Annotated in this window: 11 protein-coding genes; 4 read left to right on the top strand and 7 right to left on the bottom strand. The window is 54.9% G+C overall.

Features of this window, described 5'->3' with window-relative positions:
• The first annotated feature begins 46 nt into the window (after window positions 1–46).
• The 4 genes from ABF463_RS00510 (at window position 47) to ABF463_RS00495 (ending at window position 3,258) form a co-directional block, all read left to right on the top strand.
• The gene (locus ABF463_RS00510; protein ID WP_415531573.1) at window positions 47–814 is read left to right on the top strand and encodes an SDR family NAD(P)-dependent oxidoreductase; all 768 of its coding nucleotides are present in this window, start codon (window positions 47–49) and stop codon (window positions 812–814) included.
• A 175-nt stretch (window positions 815–989) separates the two neighbouring features.
• Window positions 990–1,460 carry a flavodoxin family protein gene (locus ABF463_RS00505; RefSeq protein ID WP_415531572.1) on the top strand — a complete coding sequence of 157 codons (471 nt, stop codon included), beginning with the start codon at window positions 990–992 and terminating at the stop codon, window positions 1,458–1,460.
• Window positions 1,461–1,540: 80 nt separating this feature from the next.
• A complete protein-coding gene (locus tag ABF463_RS00500; protein WP_415531571.1) occupies window positions 1,541–2,998 on the top strand; it encodes an NADP-dependent glyceraldehyde-3-phosphate dehydrogenase in 1,458 nt (485 codons plus the stop codon).
• Window positions 2,999–3,072: 74 nt separating this feature from the next.
• Window positions 3,073–3,258 carry a hypothetical protein gene (locus ABF463_RS00495; RefSeq protein WP_415531570.1) on the top strand — a complete coding sequence of 62 codons (186 nt, stop codon included), beginning with the start codon at window positions 3,073–3,075 and terminating at the stop codon, window positions 3,256–3,258.
• A gap of 55 nt (window positions 3,259–3,313) precedes the next feature.
• Here the strand turns inward: ABF463_RS00495 and ABF463_RS00490 are convergent, their stop codons facing one another.
• From ABF463_RS00490 to ABF463_RS00460, 7 genes are all read right to left on the bottom strand, one after another.
• Window positions 3,314–4,057, bottom strand: a complete 744-nt coding sequence (locus ABF463_RS00490; RefSeq protein WP_415531569.1) for a sugar transferase — start codon at window positions 4,055–4,057, stop codon at window positions 3,314–3,316.
• The gene (locus ABF463_RS00485) at window positions 4,011–5,177 is read right to left on the bottom strand and encodes a DegT/DnrJ/EryC1/StrS family aminotransferase (protein ID WP_415531568.1); all 1,167 of its coding nucleotides are present in this window, start codon (window positions 5,175–5,177) and stop codon (window positions 4,011–4,013) included. Before ABF463_RS00485 ends, ABF463_RS00490 begins: the two co-directional genes overlap by 47 nt.
• A 103-nt stretch (window positions 5,178–5,280) precedes the next feature.
• A complete protein-coding gene (locus ABF463_RS00480; protein WP_415531567.1) occupies window positions 5,281–6,501 on the bottom strand; it encodes a glycosyltransferase family 4 protein in 1,221 nt (406 codons plus the stop codon).
• A 41-nt stretch (window positions 6,502–6,542) separates the two neighbouring features.
• The gene (locus ABF463_RS00475) at window positions 6,543–7,655 is read right to left on the bottom strand and encodes a glycosyltransferase (RefSeq protein WP_415531566.1); all 1,113 of its coding nucleotides are present in this window, start codon (window positions 7,653–7,655) and stop codon (window positions 6,543–6,545) included.
• 14 nt (window positions 7,656–7,669) lie between these two features.
• Window positions 7,670–10,057: a glycosyltransferase gene (locus tag ABF463_RS00470; protein WP_415531565.1), complete on the bottom strand. Its 2,388-nt coding sequence runs from the start codon at window positions 10,055–10,057 to the stop codon at window positions 7,670–7,672.
• Between the two features lie 68 nt (window positions 10,058–10,125).
• Window positions 10,126–11,250 (bottom strand): glycosyltransferase, encoded by a 1,125-nt coding sequence (locus tag ABF463_RS00465; RefSeq protein WP_415531564.1) that lies wholly within the window; start codon window positions 11,248–11,250, stop codon window positions 10,126–10,128.
• Entirely contained in the window at window positions 11,247–12,602 is a 1,356-nt protein-coding gene (locus ABF463_RS00460; RefSeq protein WP_415531563.1) for a lipopolysaccharide biosynthesis protein, read from the bottom strand. The genes ABF463_RS00465 and ABF463_RS00460 overlap by 4 nt, the downstream gene beginning before the upstream one ends.
• Window positions 12,603–12,628: the final 26 nt, after the last annotated feature.

The raw sequence follows: 12,628 nt of genomic DNA, 5'->3' as shown, positions 1-12,628 counted from the left end.
CTCCATCATTGCCGAAAAAACAGGCTGGATAAAAAGGGGGCGCAATATGTTTGAATTATCTGGAAAAGTAGCGGTAGTGACTGGTGCTTCCAGCGGATTAGGGGCAGATGCGGCGCGTGCCTACGCCGAACAGGGCGCAAAAGTGGCCCTGCTCGCACGCAGAGAAGAAAAACTGCACGATGTAGTGGCCGAGATTAACAAAACACGCAAGCATGCCATCGCGGTACAGTGCGACGTTTCGGACGAGAACAGTGTCAAGGCGGCTGTAGAAAAGGTTTTGGCACAGTATCATACCATCGACATCCTACTCAATAACGCGGGGATTGCAATCCCCGGTTCGGTAGAGAGCCTGACGGCTGAACAATGGGATCTGGCCATGAACACCAACGTCAAAGGGGCTTTCCTCATGTCCAAATATATTGTGCCCATCATGAAAGAACAAAAGTACGGCAAGATTGTGAACATTGCTTCCGTCAACGCCGTACTGGGCGACAAAGCCCCTGCCATGGTGCGCCATGTATACAACACCTCCAAAAGCGCGGTCGTCGGGCTGACCATCGGTATGGCGGCCTCTCTCGCGCAATTCGGCATCACCGTTAACGCACTCGGCCCAGCCTTATTTGAAAGTGAAATGACTGAAAACACGCTGTTCAAGCACGAGCAGTTCCTGAACATGTACAACTCGATTTGCCCGGCTTCCCGGCCCGGTAAACGCGGAGAACTGAACGGCCCGATTCTGTTTTTATCCTCGGACGCGTCCAGCTATGTCAATGGACAGTTGCTGCTGGTAGACGGCGGCATCTCCATCGTGTAATCCCCGCCGCCAGTCAAAGCAAGCAGTGTATGCTCAGGGCGCTAAACTTTGTATACTTCATCAAACAGGAGACGTGCCGTCTCCTGTTTTTTATTTCCTCTGCGCATGAATACGCGGGCAAGTCGTGCTATAATAACAAGAGTAAACAATCCATCAACAACCTGGAGGGATTCGCATGACATCCGCCGTGATTTATTTTTCCAAATCAGGCACAACAGCCACAATTGCCAAACACATTGCAAAGGAACTGGACGCACCGGCCGAAGGCATCGTACGCATCGGCGGCGGCGGCGTTCTGGCATTTTTTCGTGAAATTGCGCAATCTCTTTCCGGAAAACAGCCGAATATCCAACCGCTCTCACTTGACATTTCCTCTTATGACCGCATCATCATCGGCACACCAGTCTGGGCTGGGCGTGTCAGCTCTCCGGTCACCAGCTTCCTGGCACAATATGGCGGCGGTATCCAGTCCGCAGCCGCTTTCATCACACACGGCGATGTCAAAAATCCATATTCCGAGGTGTTTGAACAGCTGCAAACCATGCTGGGCAAGAAACTGGATGCAACTTTCTCTGTTGCCAGCCGCGACGCCAAATCCGGCGCGTACGATCTTTCACCGTTTCTGACCAATTTGCGTGCGGAATAATACGCAGCAGTTGTTGTCGGCTCTGTGTATCCAATTTGGCTGGAATGCGCCTCATACCTTCAAAACAGGAGCGTGAAATCATGTTTGAACAACTTTCTCAAAACAGTTCCTATCGAAATCTCTATCAGGGACAATGGGCGGACGGCGTACACGGTGACACGATCTCCGTGAAAGCGCCCGCCGACGGAAAATTCCTCGGTACCATCCCGTCTCTGCACAAAGACGAGATTGATGCTTATCTGAGAAGTGCGAGAGACGCGCAAAAAAGCTGGGCGGACATGCCTGTCAATGAGCGTGCTCGTATTCTGCGCAAAACAGCCGACATTCTGGATGCAGGTGCCAAAGAAATCGGCGGCATCCTTTCTGATGAAATTTCCAAAGGCCTGTCCTCTGCCATTGGCGAAGTCCATCGCACCGCCGATTTTATCCGGTTTACCGCCGATCAAGGCGAATTAGTAGAGGGCCGCAGCATCGGCAGCGAAAACTTCCCGCATTTTAAAAAAGATAAAATCTCGGTGGTCACGCGTGTACCTCTCGGCTTGGTGCTGGCAATTTCCCCGTTCAACTACCCGATCAATCTGGCAGGTTCCAAAATCGCACCCGCACTGATTGCGGGCAACAGCGTCGTCCTCAAGCCCCCGACGAGCGGTGCGATCAGCGGTCTGTATCTCGCGGCGGCCTTTCAAGAGGCCGGACTGCCTGCCGGTGTGCTGACCACCGTGACCGGTCGCGGCAGTGAAATTGGCGATTATCTGGTGACCCACCCATTGGTGGATTTCATCAACTTCACCGGCAGCAGCGCCGTGGGCAAGCATATTGCGGAAATTGCGGGCATGGTGCCGCTTATGATGGAACTGGGCGGAAAAGATGCCGCCATCATCCTCGAAGACGCTGATCTGGAACTGGCTGCAAAATTGATTGTATCGGGCGCGTATGGGTACTCCGGGCAGCGCTGTACGGCAGTCAAACGTGTGCTTGCCGAAGAACCCATTGCGGATGAACTGGCGGCGAACGTTCTGGAACGTGTTAAAAAGCTGCACGTCGGCCAGCCAAAAGAAAATGCGGACATCACCCCGCTCATCAACACCCATGCAGCCGATTATGTGCAGGAGCTGATTGATGATGCCCTGCAAAAGGGCGCCAAACTACTGACCGGCAACAAACGCAACGGCAATCTGCTTGCGCCAACCCTGTTTGACTACGTGACGGCCGACATGCGTCTGGCATGGGAAGAACCCTTCGGCCCCGTGCTGCCCATCATTCGCATTCGAAATGCGGAGGAAGGCATTGAATTGTCCAACCGTTCTGAATACGGCTTGCAGGGCGCCGTCTTTACCAGAGACATCAACAAAGCCTTTTATGTTGCATCCCGTCTGGATGTGGGCACGGTACAGATCAACGGCAAGCCGGAACGCGGCCCGGACCATTTTCCGTTCCTCGGCGTCAAGTCCTCCGGCATGGGTACGCAAGGCATCCGCTACAGCATCGAAGCCATGAGCCGCCCGAAAGTCACCGTTATCAATTTTCAGGGCATCTGATTTTTACGTTTTCTGCATACCATCCATCCGCTTCGGATAAGCTAATCCTAACCGGAACAGGCGGGAGGCATCGGATGATGACACAGGCAATCGTACTAAAAAAGGCCAAGACCCTCAACGCGGTATGGAATGAGGACCACCCCAGTCGGCAAAAATTTATTGCGGGTTGTCTTTTTATCCTTTCCATTGGGGCAATCCTTTGGCAGGCGCGCAGCGCCTTGCGGTACACGGCAAAAGCGCTGAAAACATTGACTCGTTAATAGCTGACAAAAACAGATGGAGCAGGCTCGGATTACCGAACCTGCTCCATCTGTTTTACTTATTTGAATGACCGGATGAGCGGTTTGCCTGTTTCTGATTCAACAGCTGATCCTTTTCAAACAGGCAGCGAAACGTCCGTCCTAAAATACGCCAATCATTTCCAAAGGAAAAATCGCGCACGTAACGTCGGTTGATTTCCATTTTGGCAGGCAAAATCTCCTGTATGTAGCAGGACTCCGGATCGTCCGCGCCCGCGAGCAAATCGTTTTCGTGCCGGTAGGCGATGGCAACCGGTGAAGTCATGCCCGGACGCAGGAGCAGCGTAGCGAAGTCCTCCGGCGTATAGTAATCTACATAATGCGGCACTTCCGGACGCACGCCGATAATCGACATTTCTCCGGTCAGCACCTGCCAAAACTGCGGAAATTCATCGAAATTTGTGGCGCGCAGAACTTTCCCCACACCGGTGATGCGCGCATCCCCGCTGCCCACGGTGATCTCTCCCGATTTGTCCGCACCGGTTTGCATCGTGCGAAACTTGAGCACCCGAAACGGCTTGCCCATCCGGCCCACGCGCAGCTGCCGGTAAAACACCGGCCCCGGGGAGGACAACTTGATCGCGACCGCCGCCGCGATATACAACGGCAGCGGCAGCAGCAGGCAGATAAGCGCCGCAACCACATCCATCGCACGCTTGCCAGCAAGTCCTGCCCGATGTCGGCTCAAGTGTTTTTGATAAGGCGCAAGCGCCTCATTTTGCATGGCGCACGCATATCTCTCGAACGGCTCCTGCCACATAACGCACATCCTCCTCGGTCATGGATGGATAGAGCGGCAAACTGATGATTTCACTAAAGATCTGCTCCGCCACCGGGAAATCCCCTTCCCGTGTGCCATACTGCTGGCGGTAAAACGGGTGCAGATGCACCGGGATAAAATGCACGCTCGTACCAATGTTGTAATCGTGCAGTTCTTCAATGAACGCATCCCGCCCGATGTCCAGTTCTTTCTCTTTTACACGGATGATATACAGATGCCACGCGTTGCGCCCCAACCCGCCGTCCACTGGGGGACGTACGCCCTGTACACCCCGGAGCAGGTCATTATAAAGCGTCGCATAGGTTTCCCGCCGCTCCTGCATAAACGGAAGCCGTTGCAGCTGCGTCAGCCCCAGTGCCGCCTGCAAGTCGGTCATATTGTATTTAAAACCCGCAACTTCCACATCGTAGCGCCATGTGCCGCCTTTGGCATAGCGGTTCCACGCGCCGCGGCTCATCCCGTGCGAAACAAAAATACGTGCCCGATCCGCCAGTTCTTCGTCATCTGTCGCCAGCATACCGCCCTCGCCGGTGGCAATGTTCTTGGTTGCGTAAAAACTGAACGCCACCGTATGTTTTGCGCCGACCATCCGCCCTTTATAGGTGGTATAAACGGCATGGGCGGCATCTTCCAGCACAAACAGATCCTGTGCGTCCGCAATGGCGTCGATGGCGTCCATGTCACACGGCTGTCCGGCGTAATGCACCGGAATGACCGCCTTGGTGCGCGGGGTAACCGCTTTCGCTACGGCGGCAGGGTCAATACAGCCGGTGTCCGGCAATACATCGGCAAACACCGGCGTGGCGCCCACATGACAGATGACATTCGCAGTGGAACAGAATGTCATCGGCGTGGTGATAACCTCGTCCCCCGGCCCAATCCCCTTCGCTGCCAGAGCCGTATGCAGCGCCGCCGTGCAGGAATTCATCCCCACGGTATGTTTCGCGCCGACAAATGCGCCGAACGCCTGCTCGAACTCACCGGTCTTCGGTCCGCGCGACCACCAGTTGGAACGGATGGCGGCCTGCACACTCTCCAACTCTTTTTCATCCCAATACGGCAGGGCATACGGCAGAAACATCTCTCGTTTTTTCAGCATCTTTTTGACCCTCTTATTTTTAAACCTATTCCCATTGCCCACGGCACCATGGCAGCAGTCCCTTTTAGCCTCTATGACGGTTTCATTTTATGAAAATACATTCTTAATCTTGCAGTGCGTCCACGAATTTCTGTGCCAATGTAGTATAATCATGGTTTTTGCGCACATAGGCACATCCGTTTTCTCCCATGGCCTTTCTGGAGGACGCATCCATTGCCAACAGCTGCCGCACTGCGTCCGCAACCGCACGAGGCTCCCCCACCGGCACGGTCACGCCGCAGTGCGCGTCCCGCACCGGATTGTTGGAGGACTCAACCGCATAGATGATGGGACGCGCCGCCAGCATATAATCAAATAACTTATTGGGACTGACGCCGTAATCAAACAGCCGCGATTTTGCCAACCCCATATAGGCCACATCCAGTTCAGTAAGCAAAGCGCTCATTGCCGTCTTGGGAACGGGGTCGAGAAAGAGTACATTCTCCGCACCGGCGGCGCGGGCAACCAATGCATCCTTGTGGTTGCCGCGTCCCACCAGAACCAGCTTTACCCGTTCACGTTGCAATGATTTGGCCGCATCAATAAAGGTCTCCAGCGCATTCGCCACCGAATGGTTGCCGGTATAGCCCACCAGGAACCAGCCTTCCGCCCGTAAAGCGCGCAGCGTTTCGATCTGCGGCACCGGCTCGGCCGACGCAGATTGGGTTTCGGTCAGCACAACACCGTTAGGGATGTAAACGAATTTGCGCACATCATATCCCCGTTCCCGAATGTACTGATCGGTATTGGGCAGAATGGAAATGATTTTACGCGAACGGGCAAACGCGGCATTTTCGCCATTCTGCAACAGCAGAATCAGCGGATTCCACCATGGCAGATTCCCCATCACCATCGGCGTAAGAGGCCACAGGTCGTGCAACTCAAAATACAGGCGTGCCTCCGCCTTCCGCGCAATTTTGGATGCGGCGTAGATATCCACGGGGTAGGTCGACGAGGCAATCACCGCGTCCGGACGGTAACGGCGCGCCATTTCACCTGCGTGTGCGGAAAGTTGCAGGCAAAAGGAAGTAATATTCAACCCACGCCCCACGTTGTTGCCATGGTAGTACGGCGTTTTCAGAATGACATACGGCACACCGTCCACATCCACCTCGGTAAAACTGCGGGGTACGTCAAAGTTTTGCCGCCGAAGATGCGTGAAATCCGCCGCCACAATGGTCACGGTATGCCCCAGCTTCTTCCACTCGCGCGCCATCAGCCACGGACGAAACTCCATCCCGCGTTCGGGCGAACCGGCATAATGGTTGATGAGCAGGATATTCATGCCACACACCCCTCCTTTTTCCGACAAACTTTCGATTCCGGTTATGGCGTTGATGTATCCACGCTCGTGCTCCTACCCGAAACGCGGGCGTTTCGCGCCGCTTGAAGTGCTTGTTCCATGCGCGCCACGCAGGACTGCCATTCAAACCGCGCCTGCACATCGGCTCGCCCGGCACTGCCCATCCGCTGTCGCAGCACCGGATCGCCAACCAAATGCATCATCGCCTCCGACAATGCCCCCACGTCCCGCGGCGGCACCAGAAAGCCTGTCTGTCTATCGCGGAGAACCTCTTGAAAACCATCCACCGCACCCGCGACCACCGGTATACCGCAGGCCAATGCTTCTACCGCCGCCACCCCAAAACTTTCGCTGTCGGACACACTGGGGGCGCAGAAAATATCCAAGCCATGCAAAACCTCCGGCACCCGCTCATGCGGGACAGGGCCATAAAACCCCACATGTGGCGCAATACCCAGCCGCTTTGCCAATTGCTCCAGCGCCCGCCGCTGAGAACCGCCGCCATAAATTTTAAGGCGCACAATTCCACCCGGAATCTGGGCAGTCACCCGCGCAAACGCGCGCAGCAGAATATCCACGCCATATTTGGGTTCCAGCGCTTTGACGATGCCGATGACTACCTCACCGGTTTCCCGCGCCTGCGGCACGGGGGCAAACACCCGCGTGTCCACGCCAAACGGTGTGATATAGAGCGGCGGCAGATGCGGACACAGCGCACGCACTCGTGCAGCCATTCGTTCGCTGGTGGATGCGATCGCCGTCGCCGCGCGCAGATTCCGCACGACGATGTGCCGATGAATCGGACTTTGGCACGGAAAATCGTAAACGTCACTGCCCCACACCGACAGTAAAACCGGCGCAAACCCACTGCGCCGCGCCAACGTGCCGTAGCCTGTTGCGTAATGCACATTCAGCACATCCGGTGCAAAGGCCGACAGCCCGTCCCGAAATGCCGGCAAAGCACGCAGATAGCCCCCCGATAGATAATATACGGATACAGCCGGTGAAATAGAACCCGCTTTAGCGGCGTGCCGAAACAGTGAAAACAGCCGAACCGAGTGCCCGCGTTCTGCCAGCGCGTTTGCCCACCGCACGGTATGGATGGAAGAAGCCGCCGATAGCAAAGCAATGCGCATTCTGCTTCCTCCGTTCAGTCGGTCTGCGTCACAGGCAATGCGTCCTGAAGCGGGTCAAGATGCAAAATATCCCGGGCTGCCTGCTCCGCACGGTGCCGCCATAGGTGTTTTTCCCGCAGTGCTTCCACACAATGGGCACGCAGCGCCCGCAGACGTTCCGGTTCATCAAACAGTGCCGCCACCGCCAGCGCATATTCGCGGGGATTATACGGTGTAACCACCCCGACTCCGTTTTCCCGCACAAAGCGGGCAGCTTCCGTGCAGTCAGTGCAGACCACCGGCAGCGCGCGCGAAAGATATTCAAACAACTTCACTGGCATACAAAAATCCATGTACCGGTCGGGACGCGATGGGTACAACGCCACATCGTTCTCCGCATAAAGCGGTGCAAGTGCGGTATCCCCTGAACGGTGCAGGACAGTCAGCCATGTGCGCCCCAGATACGGTTCAAAGAAATCACCCATTTCTTTTTCCCGGCAGACCACGGTGAGATGTACCGGTTTGCGAAGCTCCTCGTTGAGGATTGCAAACGCGTTCAAAAGCATATCCGTTCCATAAAAAGAGGAAACCCCGCCGACATACAGCGCCTTGCCTGATGGTGCATGAGGCAAAACCGGCGTTTCCATTCCGGCGGGCGGAAGCACGGTTTTTCGCGGAAACGCGAATAAATCTGCCATACTCTGTGTGGGGAAAAACAACACCGTGCAGGTGATCCGAAAGATAAGCAGATCAAACAAGTGCATCAGTGTCAGTCCCCAGCGCTTAGGACCTTTCACACCCCACCAATCCGCAAATTTCCAATAGGCGTCGCGATAAAACAGACCAATGGGTACGCCATTCGCCCAAAGACGCAGCAGCAGCAGATGGTCGCACAAATTAAAAAACGGCCCGCTCGGCGGTTCCACATAGCAAAAATCCGGCACATTATCCCGCAGTGTGCGCCAGACGCGCCAGACGCGTGCCCAACGTTCCCGTTTGCGGTTTTGCAGACCGGACAGCACCGTAACCTCATAGCCCAGCCGCCCAAACGCCTGCGCCATCCGTTGGGGACGCACGCTGGAACCGGATGCAAAATCTCCGAAATCAATAAAGCTGATGAACAGCAGCTTGCGGGCCTCGTTGCCTTTGGCGGGTGCACGGCACGGATACAGCACATTCAGGCTGGCAAAAAACAGACCAAATACCGGCCAGATCGCGGCAATATGCGTCATATCCGCCGAAGCGATACCGATGATAGGCAATCCGCATACCAGTGCAAAGCACAAAGAAGCCAGCGCATTTGAGCGGAATGTACCGCCGCGAAAACGGAAAAAACGCACCGCCATGCAAACCAGCATCAGCACATAGGGCACCCAGACAAGAATACCATATTCCGCAAGTAGCTGCAATGTCATGTTATGCACGTTAAACGGTTTGATGCTGCCGCTGAAATACCCCATCAGCATGGCGGCATTCCCAACACCCACGCCCAGAAAATGGGAAGCCGGTATCATGCGCAGCGAAGCAAACATCAACATGGTGCGTTCACTGACCGAATGGTTGCTCATATTGATGGAATTAATTTCATGGGCAAACACGCTCGCCTTAATCAGCATACTGCCGCCCAGCACCGCAATGGATGCCACGCCAGCCGCCAGCATCCCCACCATTGTGCGGATATATGGCCGCCCACCCTTTTTGAATGCCATGCAAACAAAAAATGCGACCGCAACCAGACCGATGGCAAAATACAGAATGCGCGGATCGGCATTGAACATAGTGAACATCGCCGCGGCAAACAGCACAGTCGCGGCCGCTTTCCCCCCGAACCCGCGCAGTCGTTCGGTCAGAGTATAGGCGGCAAACGGGAAAAACAGAAGGATATAGGTGGCGTAATCGTTGGTGTTGTTGAAAGTGACATACGGAAAATACAGATCATATGCATTCTTCAAATACAACTGGTCATTGGACGGATTAAACACAAAATGACCCGTGAAAATTTCAAACACACCGAAACCAACCACCAGCACGTAACAAACCGTCAGCACATCCAGAAAACGAAGCAGGTGCTTGCGCTCTTTCAACGCGCCCGTGATGCACAAAACGCCTGCGATACCGAGCATCTGATACAGAAAAATGCCCCGGGAATAGTTGACGTTCTTTACCCAAAGCAACGACAATGCGCCATAAAGCACCATCCAGATAAAAACAGCGGCATAAGGGGCTGCATGACCAAGCGGCAATTTGAATCCGCGACGTTTGACACAATAAATCACCAGGCAGACGCCAAGCAGTACCAGAATCACGTTTTGCAGGGTCACATTTGCGACCGGCAGGCCGGCATATGCGCCGAACAGCGTCGCCACCGGCAGCAAGTATACCAACACCCGCGCGATTTTTTTGAGCGTTTGCATTCGTTTCATATCATGCTCCTGTACATTAGCGTCATTGTTCCCGTATGCTTTTGTTGCGATAAATCAAATCTTTGCGCTTATACCCGTTCGTATCCATAAACCGCTTTTTGATAAACTTCCCCGATTTGCCGTATGACCGTCGATTCGCCAAAGCGCGTGATACAGTCCTCCCGCAGAGTGACGGGGTCAAACGGCCGCTTTACCATTTTGCGCAAACCGTCCGCCAGTGCGTCAATATCCCCTACCGGTACCAGCCACCCGTTTTGTCCCGGCACCACAATGCTTTCCGGCCCGCCGCTGCGGGCAGACAGCACCGGCACCCCGCAGGACAGCGCCTCAATCAGCGTCATCCCGAACGTTTCCGCCTCGCTGGCGCTCACCAGACAGTCACAGGCATTGTAAAACGCAGGCGTATCCGCATACCGTATTGCACCGCAGAATTCCACCCGTCCATCCAGATGCAGGGATACTGCCAATTTACGCAGGTGTCCCATTTCCGACCCGTCTCCCCCGATACGCAGCCGGGCATTTTCCAAATCGGCCTTGGCAAACGCCCGCAGCAGTACGTCCACCTGTTTGCGCGGAATCAGATTGCCCAACACGCCGAACACAAAGCCTTCATGCCAAGCCGGCGCGGGTGAAAACCGTGTGGTATCAACTAGATTGGGAATATACGATACGTCGGCGCGAAACTCCCGCATCCGTTCCTGCAATGCGCGGCTAACGCCGATTGCCACCGTTGCACCCGCCAATGTGCGCGTGAACTGCTCGCGCAGAACACCGCGCGGTTCTTTCATCAGCCCGGAATAATGTTCGGTGTAAACGAGCGGAAGCCGGTGCTTTTGGCAGAGCCAGACGGTTTCGACCCCGACACGGCAGGCGTGCAGATGCACCACATCCGGTTTGCCCCACGCTTGTTCTGCCTGACGGTAGAGCCGCTCAAGCATCCATTCCCGCTGCGGCCAACGCCCGCGTTCCCAAAACGGTGTCAGACTGCGGCGGCGGCAGAGCAGCCCCGGCACATCGCCCTGCATTGTGAAAACACCTGTGGGCAATCCGCCCAATTTGAAACGCAGGTCAGGGTAAAGCACATGAACGGTATGCCCTGCACGCAGAAGGGCGCGTGCCTGCTCCGTGAAAAACACGCCACCATGCGGATTATCTTCGGTGGCATACCACGAGGGAATCAGAAAAACATTCACGGTTCGTCTTCCTCCTCTGGCATATCATGCGCAAACGCCGCCTGCACGCGTATCATTTTTCTACAATAATACCGCAGATAGACCATCCCTGCAAGGGAATAGGCCGAATAAGCAATCAACAACCCCCACGCCGCCCCGTCAAGCGTGAAGCGGGAAACCAGGATATAACAGAAAACGCCCTGCGCAACCGACGCGAAAAAGGTCACGATCAAATTGAACTTCACTTCGCCCAATGCCGCCAAAATATTGCCCGTAGTCGCTTTGAACGCGGCATTCACACCATAAGCCGCCCAGAACACCTGCATCACACGGATGGTCTCCGGGCTGTTATAGGCCGGGAAGAATGTGCGCACCAGCAGAGGCGTCAGCAGTATACCCAGTGGAATCAGCACCGCCATCCCAGCAGCCAGCACCAGATAAAGCTTTTTGGATTTTTGCCAGACCCACGCGCCGTCCATATAATGTTTGGCAAAATACGGGAAGACAAATACAATCACCGAAATCGTCATGTATCCCAGCATAGACGGAAGAAGCGAAGCAATGCGAAATTCACCGCGCCGCCCATTTTCCAGCACAAACAGGTTGACAATGGTCATCTCCACAATTGGCATAATTTGGGAAAACAGCGAAGATAACATTTGGTTCGCGCCGTATTTGACCATTTCTACTTTTTCTTCATGGCGCAGCAGAACCGCCCGCCCCTGAAAAGACGGCATCGCGCGCAGCATATAAAAACCGGCGACCAGCGCCACGATATATCCAAGATACCGTCCCGGTACCACGCCCCACACATTCAGAAACAGGGCGAATAAAACCGGAAACACTGCATATCCCACCGAAAAAATCAGGGAGATGCGTCCGTATTCCTTGTTGGCGCAAACGGCACGGAAATAATAGGTCAAGTTATCAAGCAAAAACTGCGCAACAGGCCAGAGCATCAGCCCGGCCAACAGCTTGGCTTCCAGCGGTTTAATGGGATAGATCCCAAAATGGTTGAGAAGAAACAGAACCACGGCAGCTACGGCAATCAGTACCGCGTCAATCAGAAAGCCAAAGCGCAGCCCAAAGAGGAAGCAGGCTTTGCGCTCGCCCGGTTCTTCCCGCACGGCGCAATAACGCAGCAGTGCGTTGGAAATTCCAAAATCGTTAAACAGCAGCACATAGTTGATGAACGTATCCGGTACACTGAGCGCGCCATATTGGTTTTTGGTCAGGATATTAGGCAGCAACAGGACGGAAAGAGCCGACACCAATTTGACCAGCGTGCTGCCCGCGAACACATGCAGAAACCCACGGCGGATGCCCTGTTTAGCAGCCGCCAGCCCGTTTTGTATCTGTGTTTTTGCGCCCATAGTCCCTCGCTTTCACCAGCCATCCC

The organism is Ethanoligenens sp. (assembly GCF_047718355.1).
In the GTDB taxonomy this organism is placed as follows: domain Bacteria; phylum Bacillota; class Clostridia; order Oscillospirales; family Ethanoligenentaceae; genus Ethanoligenens.
The sequence above is the reverse complement of the archived record's forward strand: the minus strand, read 5'-3'. Positions and strand labels throughout refer to the sequence as shown.

Coding starts and splice junctions, on each gene's coding strand:
- ABF463_RS00510 (WP_415531573.1), top strand. CDS start 47: ATGTTTGAATTATCTGGAAAAGTAGCGGTAGTGACTGGTGCTTCCAGC.
- ABF463_RS00505 (WP_415531572.1), top strand. CDS start 990: ATGACATCCGCCGTGATTTATTTTTCCAAATCAGGCACAACAGCCACA.
- ABF463_RS00500 (WP_415531571.1), top strand. CDS start 1,541: ATGTTTGAACAACTTTCTCAAAACAGTTCCTATCGAAATCTCTATCAG.
- ABF463_RS00495 (WP_415531570.1), top strand. CDS start 3,073: ATGATGACACAGGCAATCGTACTAAAAAAGGCCAAGACCCTCAACGCG.
- ABF463_RS00490 (WP_415531569.1), bottom strand. CDS start 4,057: ATGTGGCAGGAGCCGTTCGAGAGATATGCGTGCGCCATGCAAAATGAG.
- ABF463_RS00485 (WP_415531568.1), bottom strand. CDS start 5,177: ATGCTGAAAAAACGAGAGATGTTTCTGCCGTATGCCCTGCCGTATTGG.
- ABF463_RS00480 (WP_415531567.1), bottom strand. CDS start 6,501: ATGAATATCCTGCTCATCAACCATTATGCCGGTTCGCCCGAACGCGGG.
- ABF463_RS00475 (WP_415531566.1), bottom strand. CDS start 7,655: ATGCGCATTGCTTTGCTATCGGCGGCTTCTTCCATCCATACCGTGCGG.
- ABF463_RS00470 (WP_415531565.1), bottom strand. CDS start 10,057: ATGAAACGAATGCAAACGCTCAAAAAAATCGCGCGGGTGTTGGTATAC.
- ABF463_RS00460 (WP_415531563.1), bottom strand. CDS start 12,602: ATGGGCGCAAAAACACAGATACAAAACGGGCTGGCGGCTGCTAAACAG.